General features: G+C 60.3%; 20 protein-coding genes. 9 read left to right on the top strand and 11 right to left on the bottom strand.

Annotated elements, in window-relative coordinates; translation table 11 throughout:
* Window positions 1-29: 29 nt before the first annotated feature.
* The 4 genes from K0F88_RS00975 (at window position 30) to ntrC (ending at window position 3,906) form a co-directional block, all read left to right on the top strand.
* Window positions 30-539 (top strand): DUF4124 domain-containing protein, encoded by a 510-nt coding sequence (locus tag K0F88_RS00975; RefSeq protein WP_094469574.1) that lies wholly within the window; start codon window positions 30-32, stop codon window positions 537-539.
* Complete coding sequence (locus K0F88_RS00970) at window positions 536-1,156, top strand: DUF4124 domain-containing protein (protein ID WP_094469575.1); 621 nt, start codon at window positions 536-538, stop codon at window positions 1,154-1,156. Before K0F88_RS00975 ends, K0F88_RS00970 begins: the two co-directional genes overlap by 4 nt.
* Before the next feature lie 231 nt (window positions 1,157-1,387).
* Window positions 1,388-2,473, top strand: a complete 1,086-nt coding sequence (gene glnL, locus K0F88_RS00965) for a nitrogen regulation protein NR(II) (protein ID WP_010464561.1) — start codon at window positions 1,388-1,390, stop codon at window positions 2,471-2,473.
* On the top strand, window positions 2,470-3,906 hold the full coding sequence (ntrC, locus tag K0F88_RS00960; protein WP_010464563.1) for a nitrogen regulation protein NR(I): 1,437 nt from the start codon (window positions 2,470-2,472) through the stop codon (window positions 3,904-3,906). Before glnL ends, ntrC begins: the two co-directional genes overlap by 4 nt.
* A gap of 633 nt (window positions 3,907-4,539) precedes the next feature.
* Here ntrC and K0F88_RS00955 read toward each other — a convergent pair.
* Window positions 4,540-4,980 (bottom strand): hypothetical protein, encoded by a 441-nt coding sequence (locus tag K0F88_RS00955; RefSeq protein WP_094469578.1) that lies wholly within the window; start codon window positions 4,978-4,980, stop codon window positions 4,540-4,542.
* Between K0F88_RS00955 and K0F88_RS00950 the strand changes: the two genes are divergently transcribed.
* Window positions 4,979-5,434: a tRNA (cytidine(34)-2'-O)-methyltransferase gene (locus K0F88_RS00950; protein ID WP_219093312.1), complete on the top strand. Its 456-nt coding sequence runs from the start codon at window positions 4,979-4,981 to the stop codon at window positions 5,432-5,434. The genes K0F88_RS00955 and K0F88_RS00950 overlap by 2 nt on opposite strands.
* A 130-nt stretch (window positions 5,435-5,564) precedes the next feature.
* Here the strand turns inward: K0F88_RS00950 and secB are convergent, their stop codons facing one another.
* The 3 genes from secB to K0F88_RS00935 are packed head-to-tail and all read right to left on the bottom strand — an operon-like array spanning window position 5,565 to window position 6,761.
* On the bottom strand, window positions 5,565-6,050 hold the full coding sequence (gene secB, locus K0F88_RS00945) for a protein-export chaperone SecB (protein ID WP_131061261.1): 486 nt from the start codon (window positions 6,048-6,050) through the stop codon (window positions 5,565-5,567).
* Window positions 6,051-6,091: 41 nt separating this feature from the next.
* Window positions 6,092-6,346: a glutaredoxin 3 gene (gene grxC, locus K0F88_RS00940; protein ID WP_010464569.1), complete on the bottom strand. Its 255-nt coding sequence runs from the start codon at window positions 6,344-6,346 to the stop codon at window positions 6,092-6,094.
* A gap of 1 nt (window position 6,347) precedes the next feature.
* Entirely contained in the window at window positions 6,348-6,761 is a 414-nt protein-coding gene (locus K0F88_RS00935) for a rhodanese-like domain-containing protein (RefSeq protein WP_219093311.1), read from the bottom strand.
* 153 nt (window positions 6,762-6,914) lie between these two features.
* Here K0F88_RS00935 and gpmI point away from each other — a divergent pair, with 153 nt between their 5' ends.
* The 4 genes from gpmI to K0F88_RS00915 all read left to right on the top strand — a co-directional run bounded on the left by gpmI (window position 6,915) and on the right by K0F88_RS00915 (window position 12,128).
* On the top strand, window positions 6,915-8,444 hold the full coding sequence (gene gpmI / locus K0F88_RS00930) for a 2,3-bisphosphoglycerate-independent phosphoglycerate mutase (protein ID WP_219093309.1): 1,530 nt from the start codon (window positions 6,915-6,917) through the stop codon (window positions 8,442-8,444).
* Window positions 8,445-8,697: 253 nt separating this feature from the next.
* The gene (locus K0F88_RS00925; RefSeq protein ID WP_219093306.1) at window positions 8,698-9,996 is read left to right on the top strand and encodes a murein hydrolase activator EnvC; all 1,299 of its coding nucleotides are present in this window, start codon (window positions 8,698-8,700) and stop codon (window positions 9,994-9,996) included.
* A gap of 34 nt (window positions 9,997-10,030) precedes the next feature.
* Window positions 10,031-11,350, top strand: a complete 1,320-nt coding sequence (locus K0F88_RS00920) for a S41 family peptidase (protein ID WP_219093304.1) — start codon at window positions 10,031-10,033, stop codon at window positions 11,348-11,350.
* Window position 11,351: 1 nt separating this feature from the next.
* Window positions 11,352-12,128 carry a divergent polysaccharide deacetylase family protein gene (locus K0F88_RS00915; RefSeq protein ID WP_219093301.1) on the top strand — a complete coding sequence of 259 codons (777 nt, stop codon included), beginning with the start codon at window positions 11,352-11,354 and terminating at the stop codon, window positions 12,126-12,128.
* A gap of 136 nt (window positions 12,129-12,264) precedes the next feature.
* On the opposite strand, the gene K0F88_RS00910 is transcribed toward K0F88_RS00915, so the two are convergent.
* The 7 genes from K0F88_RS00910 to K0F88_RS00880 all read right to left on the bottom strand — a co-directional run bounded on the left by K0F88_RS00910 (window position 12,265) and on the right by K0F88_RS00880 (window position 18,127).
* Window positions 12,265-13,020, bottom strand: coding sequence for an ABC transporter substrate-binding protein (locus tag K0F88_RS00910; RefSeq protein ID WP_094469586.1), 756 nt, complete (start codon window positions 13,018-13,020; stop codon window positions 12,265-12,267).
* Window positions 13,021-13,098: 78 nt separating this feature from the next.
* Entirely contained in the window at window positions 13,099-13,869 is a 771-nt protein-coding gene (gene hisF / locus K0F88_RS00905) for an imidazole glycerol phosphate synthase subunit HisF (protein ID WP_007972752.1), read from the bottom strand.
* 9 nt (window positions 13,870-13,878) lie between these two features.
* Entirely contained in the window at window positions 13,879-14,616 is a 738-nt protein-coding gene (gene hisA, locus K0F88_RS00900) for a 1-(5-phosphoribosyl)-5-[(5-phosphoribosylamino)methylideneamino]imidazole-4-carboxamide isomerase (protein WP_010464588.1), read from the bottom strand.
* 42 nt (window positions 14,617-14,658) lie between these two features.
* Entirely contained in the window at window positions 14,659-14,916 is a 258-nt protein-coding gene (locus tag K0F88_RS00895; RefSeq protein ID WP_046045558.1) for a DUF2164 domain-containing protein, read from the bottom strand.
* The gene (gene hisH / locus K0F88_RS00890) at window positions 14,917-15,555 is read right to left on the bottom strand and encodes an imidazole glycerol phosphate synthase subunit HisH (protein ID WP_090176778.1); all 639 of its coding nucleotides are present in this window, start codon (window positions 15,553-15,555) and stop codon (window positions 14,917-14,919) included. It lies immediately after the preceding gene.
* Window positions 15,555-16,148, bottom strand: a complete 594-nt coding sequence (gene hisB / locus K0F88_RS00885; RefSeq protein ID WP_003218037.1) for an imidazoleglycerol-phosphate dehydratase HisB — start codon at window positions 16,146-16,148, stop codon at window positions 15,555-15,557. Before hisB ends, hisH begins: the two co-directional genes overlap by 1 nt.
* Before the next feature lie 314 nt (window positions 16,149-16,462).
* Complete coding sequence (locus tag K0F88_RS00880; RefSeq protein ID WP_219093300.1) at window positions 16,463-18,127, bottom strand: OFA family MFS transporter; 1,665 nt, start codon at window positions 18,125-18,127, stop codon at window positions 16,463-16,465.
* Between the last annotated feature and the right edge of the window lie 10 nt (window positions 18,128-18,137).

The following is an 18,137-nucleotide window of genomic DNA, read 5'->3' as shown; positions in this document are numbered from 1 at the left end:
CCCCAACGCTTTCGTTTCTGGTTGATTTTATGGGTCGTGGATTTCTTTTGATGTGGCTGCTGATCGCCCTGCCCGCCGCAGCGCAGATCTATAAGTACACCGACGCCTCCGGCAACACCGCCTACAGCAATCAACCGCCCGATGGCGTCAAGGCGCAGCCGGTCGATTTGCCACCGCTCAACAGCGTTGCGCCCCAGGCACCGCCTGCGCCCGCTGCCGAAGCCGGCCACCGAGAGCAGCCGCGTAGCGCCTATGAGGTGCTGGAGTTGACCGGTTTGCCCACCGACGAAGCCCTGCGCGCCAACAACGGCACGTTCACGGTCAGCGTCATGATCAAACCGCGCCTGCACGCGCCGCATCTGCTCAGGTTGTTGCTTGATGGCCAACCCTATGGGCAATCGAGCAACGTGCCGATCCTGCAACTGGTGAACATCGACCGTGGCGAACACAGCCTGGCGGTGCAGGTGATCGATGGCGAGAACATCGTCCAGCAAAGCCCGACGGTGACATTTACCGTGCAACGGGTGCACAAGCGATGAGGACGTGGCTGCTGATCGCCTGTCTCGTCGCGCTGCCGGTCACAGCAGAGGTGTTCACCTACGTCGACGCTCAGGGCAACCGGGTTTACACCGACCGGCCAGGCTCAGGCAACGCCAAGCGTGTGCCGCTGGCGACGAGCAATCGCATGTCCGCCAACCCCACCAGTGCGGCGCCATTGATTGCTTCGCAAATAACCGAAGACAAACCATTGTTCCATTACGACATGCTCCGCGTGCTGGTCCCGGAACCGGACGCTACGGTCCGTAGCAATGCCGGTGAGCTGATCGTCAGTGTCACCAATGAACCCGGCCTGCAACGAGGGCACCGCTACCGATTGCTGCTCGACGGCCAACCCACCGCCGAGCCCGGCCTCAGTCCGGTGTTTGCCCTGAGCAATATCGACCGCGGCAGCCACAACCTGTCCGTGGAAATCCTCGACGAACAAGGCCGCATCGTAGAACGCACGGCCAATCAACCCTTCCAGATGCTGCGCATCTCCCTCGCGCAGAAGCGCAAAGTCAAACCCTGCGCCCTCACCGACTTCGGCCAACGGCCGGAATGTCCGCTCAAAGACAAACCCGAGGAAGAAAAAAATCCCTTCCTGCGTTTCTTCTAACGCCGTTCAGCTTTGCGCACTATATTGGTGCAATCGGTTGCACCGTTCCCACATCTCAACCCATTTTGGTTCGAAAGTACCCGCGAAAGCTGGCAGAACGCCACGCAAACGAGCGTCAAACGCCCGTTTCAGGCTTTAAACGCTTCTTTTCGGAGCCTTGGTTTGGTTTTTGCATTTTCCTCGTATCGGCGCGTTATTCACGCGCATGCCCTGCTCCAAAAGAGGTCCTACATGACCATCAGTGACGCACTGCATCGTCTGCTTCTCGACAATCTGACTACCGCTACCATTCTGCTCGACGCCGAATTGCGCCTTGAGTACATGAACCCGGCGGCGGAGATGCTCCTGGCCATCAGCGGTCAGCGTAGCCATGGGCAGTTCATCAGCGAGTTGTTCACCGAATCCACCGAAGCGCTGAATTCCTTGCGCCAGGCGGTCGAGCAGGCGCACCCGTTCACCAAGCGCGAAGCGATGCTGACCGCCCTCACCGGCCAGACGCTGACCGTCGACTATGCGGTGACGCCAATCCTGGCCAACGGCGCCACGATGCTGCTGCTGGAAGTCCACCCCCGTGACCGCTTGCTGCGGATCACCAAGGAAGAGGCGCAGCTGTCGAAGCAGGAGACCAGCAAAATGCTGGTGCGCGGCCTCGCTCACGAGATCAAGAATCCGCTGGGCGGGATTCGCGGTGCGGCTCAACTGCTCGCCCGTGAACTGCCGGAAGAAAGCCTGCGCGATTACACCAACGTCATCATTGAAGAAGCCGACCGCCTGCGAAACCTCGTGGATCGCATGCTCGGCTCCAACAAGTTGCCGTCGCTGGCCATGTGCAACGTCCACGAGGTGCTGGAGCGTGTCTGTCATCTGGTCGAGGCCGAAAGTCAGGGCTGCATTACTTTGGTGCGCGACTACGATCCGAGCATTCCCGACGTCTTGATCGACCGTGAACAAATGATCCAGGCCGTGCTGAACATCGTGCGCAACGCGATGCAGGCCATCAGCAGCCAGAACGAGCTGCGCCTGGGCCGCATCAGCCTGCGCACCCGCGCCATGCGCCAGTTCACCATTGGCCACGTGCGCCATCGCCTGGTGACCAAGATCGAAATCATCGACAACGGCCCCGGCATTCCTGCGGACCTGCAAGAAACCATCTTCTTTCCCATGGTCAGCGGCCGCCCGGACGGTACCGGGCTCGGCTTGGCCATTACCCAGAACATCATCAGCCAGCACCAGGGCCTGATCGAATGTGACAGCCACCCAGGCCACACCACTTTCTCGATCTTTCTGCCCCTGGAACAAGGAGCCACATCGACATGAGCCGTAGTGAAACCGTGTGGATCGTCGATGACGACCGTTCTATCCGTTGGGTCCTGGAAAAAGCCTTGCAGCAAGAAGGCATGACCACGCAAAGCTTCGACAGCGCCGATGGCGTGATGAGCCGCCTGGCGCGCCAGCAGCCGGATGTGATCATCTCTGACATCCGCATGCCGGGTGCCAGCGGCCTGGACCTTCTGGCGCGGATTCGCGAACAACACCCACGGTTGCCAGTGATCATCATGACTGCGCACTCCGATCTGGACAGCGCTGTCGCGTCCTATCAGGGCGGCGCGTTTGAATACCTGCCAAAACCGTTCGACGTCGACGAAGCCGTTTCACTGGTCAAACGTGCGAACCAGCACGCTCAGGAACAGCAAGGCCTGGAAGTCCCGGTCGCCTTGACCCGCACCCCGGAAATCATCGGCGAAGCGCCGGCGATGCAGGAAGTGTTTCGCGCCATCGGGCGCTTGAGCCACTCCAACATTACCGTGCTGATCAATGGCGAATCCGGTACCGGTAAAGAATTGGTGGCCCACGCCCTGCACCGCCACAGTCCACGGGCAGCGTCGCCGTTCATCGCGCTGAACATGGCGGCGATCCCAAAAGACCTGATGGAATCCGAGCTGTTCGGCCATGAGAAAGGCGCGTTCACCGGCGCAGCCAACCTGCGTCGCGGACGCTTTGAGCAGGCGGACGGCGGCACGCTGTTCCTCGATGAAATCGGCGACATGCCAGCGGATACCCAGACCCGCTTGCTGCGCGTACTGGCCGACGGCGAGTTCTATCGCGTCGGCGGTCATACGCCGGTGAAGGTCGATGTGCGCATCATCGCTGCGACGCACCAGAACCTGGAAACCCTGGTGCACGCCGGGAAATTCCGTGAGGACTTGTTCCACCGCCTCAACGTGATCCGCATCCACATTCCACGGCTGTCGGACCGTCGCGAAGACATCCCGACCCTGGCCAAGCACTTTCTCAGCCGCGCCGCGCAAGAACTGGCGGTGGAACCGAAGCTGCTGAAAAGCGAAACCGAGGAATACCTGAAGAACCTGCCGTGGGGCGGCAACGTCCGTCAGCTGGAGAACACCTGCCGCTGGATTACGGTGATGGCTTCGGGTCGCGAAGTGCACATCAGCGACCTGCCGCCGGAACTGCTGAGCCTGCCGCAGGATTCGGCGCCGGTGACCAATTGGGAGCAAGCGTTGCGTCAGTGGGCGGACCAGGCGTTGGCCCGCGGTCAATCAAGTTTGCTCGACAGCGCCGTGCCGGCGTTCGAGCGGATCATGATCGAAACCGCCCTGAAACACACCGCCGGGCGACGTCGCGATGCGGCGGTCTTGCTGGGTTGGGGGCGTAATACCCTGACGCGCAAGATCAAGGAATTGGGGATGAAGGTTGATGGCGGGGATGATGATGAGGGGGAAGAGGGTTAATCGTTTGCCTTGAGAACCACCCCTCACCCCAGCCCTCTCCCCACAGGGGAGAGGGGGAAAGGGAGCAAATCGGGGGCCTTTCATATCCTGAGTTCGACTTGATTGTTCAGGTCGATGTAACTCCAAGAACACCTCGGTCAGTCCCCTCTCCCTCAGGGAGAGGGTTAGGGTGAGGGGTCGATTCAAGATCAGTCCCATTTCCAGGATGCACCGCGAGCCCCTCCGTGCACCGCCGTAATGCATCGTGAACTGCAATCGCGCACGCAAACCGCTTCAAACCCCCGCCCGAGTTCACAATCGAACCCTGATCGAAAAAACACGAAAGCCCCGTAATACGGGGCTTTCGGCATTCCAGCGCAGCTTTCTGTTTCAACTTGTTAAAACCTGGCACGCCCCCTGCAATAGTCCATTCAGTGATTCAGTTCACTACCCGGTTTCGGGGACCTTGGTACAGGCAGGCCGGGGATTCCCCTCTTTACATCGGGCTCACACCGCACTCGCGACGAGCCCCTCCAGTTTTGGGGCCCTTGATACAGGCAGGTCAGGGGGTCCTTCTTTACACCGGGCTCGACGCCATGCGCGAGCCCTGCCGTTTTGGGAACCTTGGTACAGGCAGGCCGGGGATTCCCTCTTTTATTGCTCCCGGAGATGGATCTCCAGTCGCCAGCGGTCATCGACCTCGCTACCGGTCCACTCGCCCTGCAGTGGCCGGGCCGCCACTACCGTCAGTAACAACCCCCCATCACTCAAGCGCGTCCGCCAGTTCACGACCTTGTCGTTGAGCTTGAGCTGACCTTTCTGCGCCTTGCCTTGCGCCTCGAACAGCAGCGCGAGGCTGCCGTCCACGAATTCGCCATGGGATTTGGGTTCGTTGTTGAACCACACCACCAGCCCATCGTCCGTCACCTCGACCTGTTGCAATTCGCTGGGGTCAGGCGTGGTCAGGCGACCGATCATCAGCCCCACCATCAGTCCGACAATCGCCAGCGAACCCATTACCCGCGGTAATAGTTTCGAACGTGGGTCGATGGGCGGCGTAGAATGCCGCTCATCTTTACCTTCGGAGCCGTGCATGTTTCACGTCATCCTCTTTCAACCAGAAATTCCGCCGAATACCGGCAACGTTATCAGGCTGTGCGCCAACAGTGGCTGCCACCTGCATTTGATCGAACCGCTGGGCTTCGAGATGGACGACAAGCGCCTGCGCCGGGCCGGTCTCGACTACCACGAGTATGCCACCCTGCAACGCCACGCGGACCTCGCCAGCTGCCTGGAAAGCCTCGGCCATCCTCGGCTGTTCGCGTTCACCACCAAGGGCTCGCGTCCGTTCCACGATGCCAGTTTCGCCGAGGGCGACGCGTTCCTGTTCGGCCCGGAAAGCCGCGGCTTGCCGGCGGAAGTGCTCGATACCCTGCCCGGCGAACAACGCCTGCGCTTGCCGATGCGTGAAGGCTGCCGCAGCCTGAACCTGTCGAACACCGTGGCGGTCGCCGTCTACGAAGGCTGGCGCCAGCTCGGCTTCAAGTAACACCGCATAACAAATGTGGGAGCGGGCTTGCTCGCGAAGAGGCCATAACATTCAACATCATCGTTGACTGTTACACCGCTTTCGCGAGCAAGCCCGCTCCCACATTGGACTTGCTTTGACTCAGGACCGCTTATTGAACGGTTGGAGTCTCGCCAGCCGCCTGCATGCGTTGCAGTTCTTGTGCGTACAGCGCGTCGAAGTTCACCGGAGCCAGCATCAGGGCCGGGAACGAGCCGCGGGTCACCAGGCTGTCCAGGGTTTCGCGAGCGTAAGGGAACAGGATATTCGGGCAGAACGCGCCGAGGGTGTGGCTCATCGACGCGTCGTCCAGGTTCTTGATCAGGAAGATCCCGGCCTGTTGCACTTCAGCGATGAACGCCACTTCGTCACCGTTTTTCACGGTCACGGACAAGGTCAGCACGACTTCGTGGAAGTCGCCTTCCAGCGCCTTTTGACGAGTGTTCAGATCCAGACCGACGCTTGGCTCCCACTGCTGGCGGAAGATCGCCGGGCTTTTCGGGGCTTCGAACGACAAGTCACGTACATAGATGCGCTGCAAGGAGAATTGCGGTGCGGTGTCTTCTTCGCTAGCTGCAGTGTTCTGTTGGTCAGTCATCTCAGATCCTTTCTGATCTTGGGGTCTTATAGGGAAGGCATTCAGGCCTTGAGCATGGCGTCGAGCTTGCCGGCGCGCTCAAGGGCAAACAAATCATCACAGCCACCAATGTGGCGCTCGCCGATCCAGATCTGCGGCACGGACGTCCGTCCGGCCTTCTGGGCCATGGCGGCACGCACCTGCGGCTTGCCATCGACCTTGATCTCTTCGAAGGCCACGCCTTTGTTCTCGAGCAGGTACTTGGCTCGCGAACAGTAAGGGCAGTAATCGCTGGAATAGACGACGACGTTGCTCATATCACTTCACCAGCGGCAGGTTGTCGCCTTTCCAGCTGGAAATACCGCCGGACAGCTTGGCGGCGGTGAAGCCGGATTTCATCAGTTCGCGGGCGTGAGTGCCGGCGGTCTGGCCCATGGCATCGACCAGAATGATGGTCTTGGCCTTGTGCTTTTCCAGTTCGGCAATGCGAGCGGTCAGCTTGTCGTGGGGGATATTCAACGCGCCGACAATGTGACCGGCGGCGAAATCCTTGACCGGACGGATGTCGATCACAACGCCTGCGTCCTTGTTGACCAGGCCGGTCAGTTCACCGGTGCTCAGGCTGCGGCCGCCGCCTTGCATCTGATAAGCGATCAGCAACGCCAGCAGTACGACGAAGATACCGACGAGCAGATAGTGGTTAGTGGCAAATTCAATCAGGTGAGCAACCATCGAAGGAGGTTCCAGGGCGTTAAAATGTCGGCCAGTATACACAGCCACTATGGTGGGCCAAACCCCGTCCGGCGGTGACGTGGCCGGAACTTCGCTTTAAACTGCCACTCCCTTTTCCATCGCCCTCTTTTAATTCAGCCACGAGTGGAATCCATGACTACCACGCCTAAACCTTTGGTCCTGATTATTCTCGACGGCTTCGGTCACAGTGAGAGCCCTGAATCCAACGCCGTGTTTGCGGCGAAGAAGCCCGTACTGGACCGCTTGTGGGCCACTGTGCCGAACGGCCTGATCTCGGGCAGCGGCATGGACGTCGGCCTGCCGGACGGCCAGATGGGCAACTCCGAAGTCGGCCACATGAACCTGGGCGCCGGTCGCGTGGTGTATCAAGACTTTACTCGCGTGACCAAATCGATCCGTGACGGCGAGTTTTTCGAGAACCCGACCATCTGCGCCGCGGTGGATAAAGCGGTGGCTGCCGGCAAGGCCGTGCATTTCATGGGTCTGCTGTCCGATGGCGGCGTTCACAGCCACCAGGATCACCTGGTCGCCATGGCTGAACTGGCCTACAAGCGCGGCGCTGAGAAAATCTACCTGCACGCTTTCCTCGACGGCCGCGATACACCGCCGAAAAGCGCCCAGTCGTCCATCGAACTGCTCGACGCGACTTTCCAGGCGTTGGGCAAAGGCCGGATCGCCAGCATCGTCGGCCGTTATTTCGCCATGGACCGTGACAACCGTTGGGACCGCGTGTCCCAGGCCTACAACCTGATTGTCGACGGCAATGGCGAGTTCAACGCCGCCACCGCACAGGAAGGGCTGCAAGCGGCCTATGAGCGTGGCGAGAGCGACGAATTCGTCAAAGCCACTTCCATCGGCGAGCCCGTGAAAGTCGAAGACGGCGACGCCGTGATCTTCATGAACTTCCGCGCCGACCGCGCCCGGGAACTGACCCGCGTGTTCGTCGAAGACGGTTTCAAGGAATTCGAACGTGCGCGCCAGCCGAAACTGGCCGGTTTCGTGATGTTGACCCAATACGCCGCCAGCATTCCCGCGCCATCAGCCTTTGCCGCCGGCAGCCTGGACAACGTGCTGGGCGATTACCTGGCGAAAAACGGCAAGACCCAGCTGCGCATCGCCGAAACCGAGAAATACGCCCACGTGACCTTCTTCTTCTCCGGCGGTCGCGAAGAACCGTTCCCGGGCGAAGAACGCATCCTGATCCCGTCGCCGAAAGTCGCCACCTATGACTTGCAGCCCGAGATGAGTGCCCCGGAAGTCACCGACCGCATCGTCGACGCCATTGAAAACCAGCGTTATGACGTGATCGTGGTCAACTACGCCAACGGCGATATGGTCGGCCACAGCGGCGTGTTTGATGCGGCGGTGAAAGCCGTTGAATGCCTGGACCTGTGCGTTGGCCGCATCGTCGAAGCGCTGGAAAAGGTCGGCGGCGAAGCGCTGATTACCGCCGACCACGGTAATGTCGAGCAAATGTCCGATGCCTCCACCGGTCAGGCGCACACCGCTCACACTACCGAGCCGGTGCCGTTCATTTATGTCGGTAAGCGTGATTACAAGGTGCGTGATGGCGGCGTGCTGGCGGATGTGGCACCGACGATGCTGATGTTGCTGGGGATGGAAAAACCCTCTGAAATGACCGGCACGTCGATTCTGGTGTAATCCGACCGTTCAAACACCGCCAAAACCCTGTGGGAGCGAGCTTGCTCGCGATAGCAATCTGACAGCCAACATTAATGTTGAATGTTAAGACGCCATCGCGAGCAAGCTCGCTCCCACAGTGGTTTTTGGTGGTTTCAAAGATTAATTACCCTCGCTTCCCAGCCCGGTTATCACACAACCCCAATTGGGCGTTTTTTTTGCGACGCTTGGCGGGCATACTAGGCCGTCCCTTTCCCTGGTGTCGCCCGCCTCTATGCTTCGCGTCCTGATAGCCCTTGCTCTGACTTGCCTGCTCCAACCGGCCTTCGCTGACGAGCGCGCGCAAACCCAACAACAGTTGGACGCCACGCGTCAGGACATTGCCGAGCTGAAAAAACTGCTGGGCAAGCTGCAGGAAGAAAAATCCGGTGTGCAGAAAGACCTCAAGGGCACCGAGACCGAGATGGGCAAGCTCGAGAAGCAGGTCGAAGCCCTGCAAAAAGAGCTGAAGAAAAGCGAATCCGAGCTGCAGCGACTCGATGGTGAGAAAAAAAAACTCCAGAGCGCGCGCACTGAACAGCAACGACTGATCGCCATTCAGGCCCGTGCGGCCTATCAGAACGGCCGTCAGGAGTACTTGAAGCTCCTGCTGAACCAGCAGAATCCGGAAAAGTTCGCCCGAACCCTCACCTATTACGACTACCTGAGCCAGGCCCGCCTGGAGCAGCTGAAGAATTTCAACGAAACCCTGCGCCAACTGGCCAACGTCGAAAAAGACATCGCCCTGCAACAGGCACAATTGCTGGTGCAGAAGAGCAGCCTCGACAGCCAGCGCGACGAACTCGACAAGGTTCGCAAGGAGCGCCAGCAGGTCCTGGCCAAGTTAAGCGACGACGTGAAGGCGCGCGACCAGAAGCTGGCCGCCCGCGAGCAGGATCAGGCAGACCTGTCTAAAGTCCTTAAAACCATCGAAGAAACCCTGGCCCGCCAGGCTCGAGAGGCTGAAGAGGCGCGACAAAAAGCGCTCATCGCCCAGCAGGAAGCCGAAAAAAAGCGTTTACGTGAGGCCCAGGCGGCTGCAGACGCAGAGACCACCGACGCCCCACGCAAACCGGTTAAATCGACACCCGGCGCTCTGGTTTCAAGTTCAGGCGAGACCTTTGGCGGCGCCTTTGCTTCAAGCCGGGGAAAACTTCCGTGGCCCGTGGATGGTCGACTGCTGGCACGCTTCGGTGAATCCCGTGGCGACGACGCCCGTACCAAGTGGGACGGCGTGATGATCAGCGCCTCCGCCGGCAGCCAGGTGCACGCCGTGCATGGCGGTCGCGTGGTGTTCGCCGACTGGTTGCGCGGTGCCGGGCTGCTGGTGATTCTTGACCATGGCAACGGTTTTTTGAGTCTTTATGGTCACAACCAGACGCTGCTCAAGTCTGCGGGTGACGTAGTAAAAGCCGGTGAGTCCATCTCCACTGTTGGCAACAGTGGCGGGCAGGACACACCAGCGCTGTATTTCGCTATTCGTCAGCAGGGTCACCCGAGTGATCCGGCGCAATGGTGCCGCGCGCAAGGATAGGCGTTGAGTCACCTACATTAGGAGTTCGTTCGACATGCTGCATTTGTCCCGCCTTACCTCGCTGGCCCTGACGATCGCCCTGGTGATCGGCGCGCCTCTGGCGTTCGCCGCTCAACCGGCCCCGGCGGTCGCGCCTGCGGGCACTGCTGCGACCACCAAGGCGCCGTTGCCTCTGGAAGAGTTGCGCACCTTTGCCGAGGTCATGGATCGGATCAAGGCAGCCTATGTCGAGCCGGTGGACGACAAGACCCTGCTGGAAAACGCCATCAAGGGCATGCTCAGCAACCTCGATCCGCACTCCGCCTACCTGGGCCCGGAAGACTTCGCTGAATTGCAGGAAAGCACCAGCGGCGAATTCGGTGGCCTGGGCATCGAAGTCGGTGCCGAAGACGGTTTCATCAAAGTGGTGTCGCCCATCGATGACACCCCGGCCTCCAAGGCTGGCATTCAGGCTGGCGACTTCATCGTCAAGATCAACGGCCAGCCGACTCGCGGCCAGAGCATGACCGAAGCCGTGGACAAGATGCGCGGCAAGATCGGCCAGAAAATCACCCTGACCCTGGTGCGCGACGGCGGTACACCGTTCGACGTAACCCTGTCCCGCGCGATCATTCAAGTGAAGAGCGTCAAGGCGCAGTTGCTGGAGTCGGGCTACGGCTACATCCGCATCACCCAGTTCCAGGTCAAGACCGGCGAAGAAGTCTCCAAGGCCCTGGCCAAGTTGCGCAAGGACAATGGCAAGAAGCTCAACGGCATCATTCTCGACCTGCGCAACAACCCGGGCGGCGTGTTGCAATCGGCGGTGGAAGTGGTCGACCACTTCATCACCAAGGGCCTGATCGTTTACACCAAGGGCCGCATCGCCAACTCCGAGCTGCGCTTCTCTGCCACCGGCAAAGACGAAAGCGAAGCCGTGCCAATGGTTGTGCTGATCAACGGCGGCAGCGCCTCGGCTTCGGAAATTGTCGCCGGCGCCTTGCAGGATCAGAAACGCGCAGTGGTCATGGGCACCACCAGTTTCGGCAAAGGCTCGGTACAAACCGTGCTGCCACTGAACAACGATCGCGCACTGAAGATCACCACGGCGCTGTACTACACGCCGAACGGCCGCTCGATCCAGGCCCAGGGCATCGTCCCGGACATCGAAGTGCGCAAGGCCAAGATCACCAACGAGCAGGACGGCGAATACTTCAAGGAAGCCGACCTGCAGGGTCACCTGGGCAATGGCAACGGCGGCGCCGACAAACCGACCGGCTCCAGTGGCAAAGCCAAGGCAATGCCACAGGATGACGATTACCAACTGGCCCAGGCGCTGAGCCTGCTTAAAGGGCTGAGCATCACCTCCGGTCGCTGAGGTGCGCCTGCGGTTCTTGATCGGCCTGCTGTGCGGTCTGGCGGGTGTTGCTCACGCGCCCCCCGCCACGCCAGCGCCTCAGAAAGCCTATCTCACGCTGATCATCGATGACCTGGGGCAGAACCTGCCCCGGGATCGTCGCGTGCTGGCCCTGCCCGGCCCGGTGACCGCGGCGATCATGCCCGACACGCCCCACGCCACCGAATTCGCCCGCGAAGCCCATCGCGCTGGCAAGATCGTCATCCTGCACATGCCCATGGACCCGGCCACCGGCCCGTTCGCCTGGCATCCCGACTTGCCCATCGACGAACTTGAGAAACGCCTGAACGCGGCGTTCAAGGTCGTGCCTTATACCGCCGGCATCAACAACCATATGGGCAGTCGCATGACCGCTCAACAACCGGCCATGGCCTGGTTGATGGCGGACTTGCAACGCCGGCACAAGCTCTTCGTCGACAGCCGCACCAGCGCGCAGACCGTCGCAGCGGCCGAGGCGCAGAAGATTGGCTTGGCGAGCGTTTCGCGGGATGTGTTTCTGGATGATGAGCGCACTGAGGCGGCGATTTTTACGCAGCTACAGACGGCGATCAGCCTGGCACGCAAACAGGGCTCGGCGGTGATGATCGGGCATCCGTATCCACAGACGTTGGCGGTGCTTGAGAGGGAGTTGCCAAAGCTGAAAGCTCAGGGCATTGACTGGATTGATATCAAGCAGATGATCAGCGTGCGCAGCAATCGCGCAACGGCTGCTCACGGTAAGGATGGCGTGTACCGGTAATCAGCGACACCACCTAACCCCTGTAGGAGCCGGCTTGCTGGCGATGGCAGCAGTGCGATCAATGCAAGAGTTGAGACCGCTTCGCCAGCAAGCCGGTTCCTACAGGGGGCGGTGGTAGCTCGGGCATGGTGGGCGGCTAGAGATACCGCGCCATGATCTCGTCAACCACGCCTTCCTTGCGCAGCTGATCCAGCGCGGCTTGTAGCTTGGCCACCACTTCATCCGGCACATCTTTGTTCAAGGCCAGATAGAGTTCGGCGCTATTGAACCGCAACACCGTCTTCAGCCCGTTCACGCCTTCCTGACGCGCCAGATAGCGTCCGGCCGGATCGCCCGTGGCCCACAAATCAATCTGACCATTCACCAGCTTCTTTGCGTTGTCCTGATCGCGCAGCACCACAATGGGCTTCAACCCTTGTTTGGCCAGCGTCTCGGCAATCGCATCGCCCTTGTACGCGCCAATCTTGTATTTGCGCGCCTGATCCAGAGTCTCCAGGCTGATCTTGCTGTCAGCCTTGGCCAGCATGATCCAGTCATCCGGGCCAATCGGACCGACCCACTTGAACAGCTTCTCGCGATCCGGCAAGCGCGCCATCACGAAAACGCCGTAACCGGGTTTCTCGAGGGCGAGTTTGTAGATTCGCTCCCAAGGGAAGCGCAGTGTCAGGCTGTAGGTGACGTCGGCACGTTTGAACATCTCACGGACGATGTCCACGGCGATGCCATTGATGTTCTCGTCCTGAGCGAAGTTCTTGCCGTTCTTCGCCATGTTGTATGGCGGGAAGTTTTCCGTGAGCAGCACCAGGTCGGTGTCGGGACTTTCTTCAGCGTGGACTCCATTGATGAGCAACAGAGAAGCGCTGGCGAGGACAAGAAGAAGGCGTTTGATCATGTCGGGCTACCGAAATCCATGGCGTGCCCAAGAGTGCCTTGAGCCCGCCATGCTGTCCACTGGCCTGCATGGATTTGTTTAGCGCATCACGATCCCGCGATGCGCCATGTAGGCCTTGGCTTCCTGCACGGTGTATTCGCCGAAGTGGAAAATACTCGCCGCCAATACTGCGCTGGCGTGACCTTCGATGATGCCGTCGGCCAAATGCTGCAGGTTGCCGACACCGCCGGAGGCAATCACCGGGATACCCAGCGCATCGCTGATGGCGCGAGTGACGCCCAGGTCGAAGCCGTTCTTCATGCCGTCCTGGTCCATGCTGGTCAGGAGGATTTCACCGGCACCCAGGCCTTCCATCTTCTTCGCCCACTCAACGGCGTCGAGGCCGGTCGGTTTGCGACCGCCGTGGGTGAAAATCTCCCAGCGCGGGGTTTCGCCCGGGCCGGAAACCTTCTTGGCGTCGATAGCGACGACGATGCACTGCGAGCCAAAATGCTGGGCCGCTTCGCCGACGAATTCCGGGTTGAACACGGCTGCAGTGTTGATCGAAACCTTGTCCGCGCCGGCATTCAGCAAGTTGCGAATGTCCTGCACGGTGCGCACGCCACCGCCCACGGTCAGCGGGATGAACACCTGGCTGGCCATGCGCTCGACGGTGTGCAGCGTGGTGTCGCGACCGTCGACGCTGGCGGTGATGTCGAGAAAGGTAATCTCGTCGGCGCCTTGCTCGTCGTAGCGACGGGCGATTTCCACCGGATCGCCGGCATCACGAATGTTCTCGAACTTGACGCCCTTGACCACCCGGCCGTTGTCCACGTCCAGGCAAGGGATGATGCGTTTGGCCAGCGCCATGGTCAGTCCTCAGCCTTTGTACGAATCGCAGAAAGCTTGCGCTTCAGCGACATCAAGGGTGCCTTCGTAGATCGCCCGGCCGGTGATCGCGCCGATGATGCCCGGCGCCTTGGCGTCGAGCAGCGACTTGATGTCACCGAGGTTGTGAATACCGCCGGAAGCGATGACCGGAATGCGCGTGGCAGCGGCCAGGGCAGCGGTGAACGGTACGTTGCAGCCCTGCATCATGCCGTCTTTGGCGATGTCGGTATAAACGATCGCGGACACGCCGTCGGCTTCGAATTGCTTGGCCAGGTCGATCACCTGAATGGTGCTGATTTCCGCCCAGCCGTCGGTGGCGACGAAACCGTCTTTGGCATCCAGACCGACGATCACTTTGCCCGGGAACGCGCGGCAGGCTTCAGCGACGAAGGCCGGATCTTTCACGGCTTTGGTGCCGATGATCACGTAGCTCACGCCGGCTTTGACGTAGTGCTCGATGGTTTCCAGGGAACGAATACCGCCACCGATCTGGATCGGCAGGTTCGGGTAGCGCTTGGCGATCGCGGTGACCACTTCGCCGTTGACCGGCTGGCCTTCGAAGGCGCCGTTCAGGTCGACCAGATGCAGACGACGGCAACCGCCCTCCACCCACTTGGCAGCCATGCTCACCGGGTCATCGGAGAACACCGTGGAATCTTCCATGCGGCCCTGGCGCAGACGAACACAGGCACCGTCTTTAAGATCGATAGCGGGAATAATCAGCATCTGGCAAACCTTCAAATTCGAGTGTTCAGCTTCGCTCGGAAATCAGTTTTTCTCGAGCGCCCACAGGTCGCTTTCGATGCTCTCGAACCTCTCTTTGAGGTGCGTCTGCACATCGAAAATCGCCCTGTTGTAATAGTGCGGCGCAATTTCGCGGGTAAACAGCTCAAGGATTTCAGCCGCTTCGAACGAACCCAGGTCCAGTTCGAAGCGATCTTCCATGAAGCGTTTGATCTTGTGATTGGCCTCGTTCTCCTGTTCGGGAGTGAGGGTCAGGATCGGCGGCTTTTTCTTGGCAGCCATTTACCAGCGACCATCCCACGCAGCGAAGTTCTGCAGCAATTGCAGGCCATGGGTATGGCTCTTCTCCGGGTGGAACTGCACGGCGAAACGCGAGCCATCGGCCAGCGCCGCAGCGAAATCGACACCGTAGTGACCGCCACCGACCACCTGCCGCGCATTACCGGCGGCGATGTAGTAGCTGTGCACGAAGTAGAAACGCGCCAGGTCCGGAATGTTGTGCCACAGCGGGTGACTCACCGTCTGCTTCACTTCGTTCCAGCCCATGTGCGGGACTTTCAGGTGTTCGCCGTCTTCATGCAGGTCTTTGCCGAAGAACTTCACCGCACCCGGGAACAGGCCGATGCAGTCAACGCCGTCGTTCTCTTCACTGCTGTCGAGCAAGGCTTGCATGCCGACGCAGATGCCGAGGAACGGACGGTCCTGGCTGACTTCGCGCACCAGCGAGTCGAAGCCCAGGCGACGGATCTCCGCCATGCAATCGCGAATCGCGCCGACGCCGGGGAAAACCACCCGGTCGGCCTCGCGTATCACATCGGCATCGCTGGTGATCAGGACCTTGCCGGCACCGACGTGCTCGAGGGCCTTGGCCACCGAGTGCAGGTTTCCCATGCCGTAATCGATAACCGCGACCGTCTGCATTACAGAACGCCTTTGGTCGACGGCATCTGACCGGCCATCCGGTCATCGAGCTCTACAGCCATGCGCAGGGCGCGGCCGAAAGCCTTGAACACGGTTTCGATCTGGTGGTGGGTGTTGGTGCCACGCAGGTTGTCGATGTGCAGGCTGACCAGCGCATGGTTGACGAAGCCCTGGAAGAATTCCTGGAACAGGTCAACGTCGAAGCCGCCAACGGTGGCGCGAGTGTAGGGAACATGCATCTGCAGGCCAGGACGGCCGGAGAAGTCGATCACCACGCGCGACAGCGCTTCATCCAGCGGCACGTAGGCGTGACCGTAACGACGGATGCCTTTTTTGTCGCCGATAGCTTTGGCGAAGGCCTGACCCAAGGTGATACCGACGTCTTCCACGGTGTGGTGGTCGTCGATATGCAGGTCGCCTTTGCTGACAATATCCAGGTCGATCAGCCCGTGACGGGCGATCTGGTCCAGCATGTGCTCAAGAAAAGGAACACCGATATCAAATCGGGCCTTTCCGGTGCCATCCAGGTTGATCGAGGCTTTGATCTGGGTTTCCAGAGTGTCGCGCTCGACTGACGCCTTACGTTCGGCCATCACCAGCTCCGCAAAATCATTGGGCGAAAAAGGCAGCCATTATAGGGGCGCGGGCGCGAAACAGAAACACGGGAGGTGATATGACTGACGGACAGAACCCAGTGTTGTCGGGGATAGACATGTCCATACAAGCCGGAAAAATGAAAATCTGAAGTCTTGTGGAGCCCATGTGGGAGCGGGCTTGCCCGCGAAGAGGCCGGCACACACAACATCAATGTTGTTTGACCTGACGCCTTCGCGGGCAAGCCCGCTCCCACAGGGTTTGGTGTTGTCACTGGCTGATCTGAAGGCTTCAGATCAGCTATGCCTGCACCTTAGTGGAACAACACTGCCGTTTTCTGCAAGGTCACCCAAACACCCCACGCCAACGGAATACCCACCACCAGCCACGCAGCAATCGCCAACGGCTTGGTGCCCGGCGCCGCTTTCCACTCCAGCACGGTGCTGGCATCAGCACCCTTGTCGTGGCCCAGCGCCTGTTCGGCGGCCAGTTCGGCGTCGGTCATGAAGTACTTGTCGGCCACCGGGCGAACCATCAGGTTGCACAGGAAACCCAGCACCAGCAGGCCCGCGAGGATGTACAAGGTGATGTCGTAAGCCGCTGCGCGTTCAACGCCGATGCTCAACTGATACTCACGAATGTAGTTCACCAACACCGGACCCAACACGCCCGCCGCCGCCCATGCCGTCAGCAGACGACCGTGGATCGCGCCGACCATTTGCGTACCGAACAGGTCCGCGAGGTAAGCCGGCACGGTCGCAAAACCACCGCCGTACATCGACAGGATGATGCAGAACGCCGCCACGAACAGCGCAACGTTGCCCAGGTGACCGAGGTTCGGGATCAACGCGTACAGGGCAAAGCCCAGGGCGAAGAACACGAAATAGGTGTTTTTACGGCCCAGGTAATCCGAGAAGGAAGCCCAGAAGAACCGACCACCAATGTTGAACAGGCTCAGCAAACCGGTGAAACCGGCCGCAATCGCCGCGATAGAAGCCAGTTGCCCGGCGTCCAGCTGACCGAATGGCAGGTCAACACCGATCAATTTACCGCCGAACACTTCCTGCAACAGCGGCGAAGCCATACCCAGGATGCCGATACCCGCCGACACGTTCAGGCACAGCACCAGCCACACCAGACGGAATTGCGGGGTTTTCCACGCCACATTCACGTGAACGTGACGGTGAGTGATCATCGCGTTCGAAGCTTTTTTCGCCGGAGCGGTCCAGCCTTCAGGTTTCCAGCCGGTTGGCGGCACGCGGTAGGACAGTGCGCCACCGATCATGAACACGAAGTAGATGGCGGCCATCACCAGGAAGCTCTGCCATACGCCGACGCTGTCTGCCGAAGCGAAGTGGCCCATCAGGGCTGCGGCCAGCGGAGCACCGACCATCGCGCCACCACCAAAGCCCATGATCGCCATGCCGGTCGCCATGCCGCGCTTGTCCGGGAACCACTTGATCAAGGTCGACACCGGCGAGATGTAACCCAACCCCAGGCCGATACCACCAATGACCCCGGAGCCGATCCACATCAGCCAAATCTGGTGGGTGTAAATCCCCAGCGCCGAGATCAGCAGACCGCCACACCAGCACAGCGCCGATACAACGCCAGCCTTGCGAGGTCCGGCGTGTTCCAGCCAGCCGCCCCAGATCGCTGCCGAGCAGCCGAGGAAGATGAAGAACAGGGTGTAGATCCAGCCGAGCATCGAGATCGGCCAGTCACATTGCGACGAGAACACTTGCGAGATGAAGCTCATGTCCGGCGCGCAGGCTACCGCCTTGGTCACGCCCAAAGCCTTGGACAGTGGCAACCAGAACACCGAAAAGCCGTAGGCCATGCCGATGCACAGGTGGATGGCCAGTGCGGCCGGTGGTACCAGCCAACGGTTGAAACCGGGCTTGGCGATGATGCGTTCCTTGGACAGGAACCCGGGCTGATCGGCTTTGAAGCCGTCCGCCGTGATGCTCGTGGTCATTGTGTATCCC

Source organism: Pseudomonas sp. UMAB-40 (genome assembly GCF_900095275.1).
Lineage (GTDB): Bacteria > Pseudomonadota > Gammaproteobacteria > Pseudomonadales > Pseudomonadaceae > Aquipseudomonas > Aquipseudomonas mandelii_B.
Note: the sequence above shows the minus strand (reverse complement) of the source record. Positions and strands in the feature narration are given on the sequence as shown.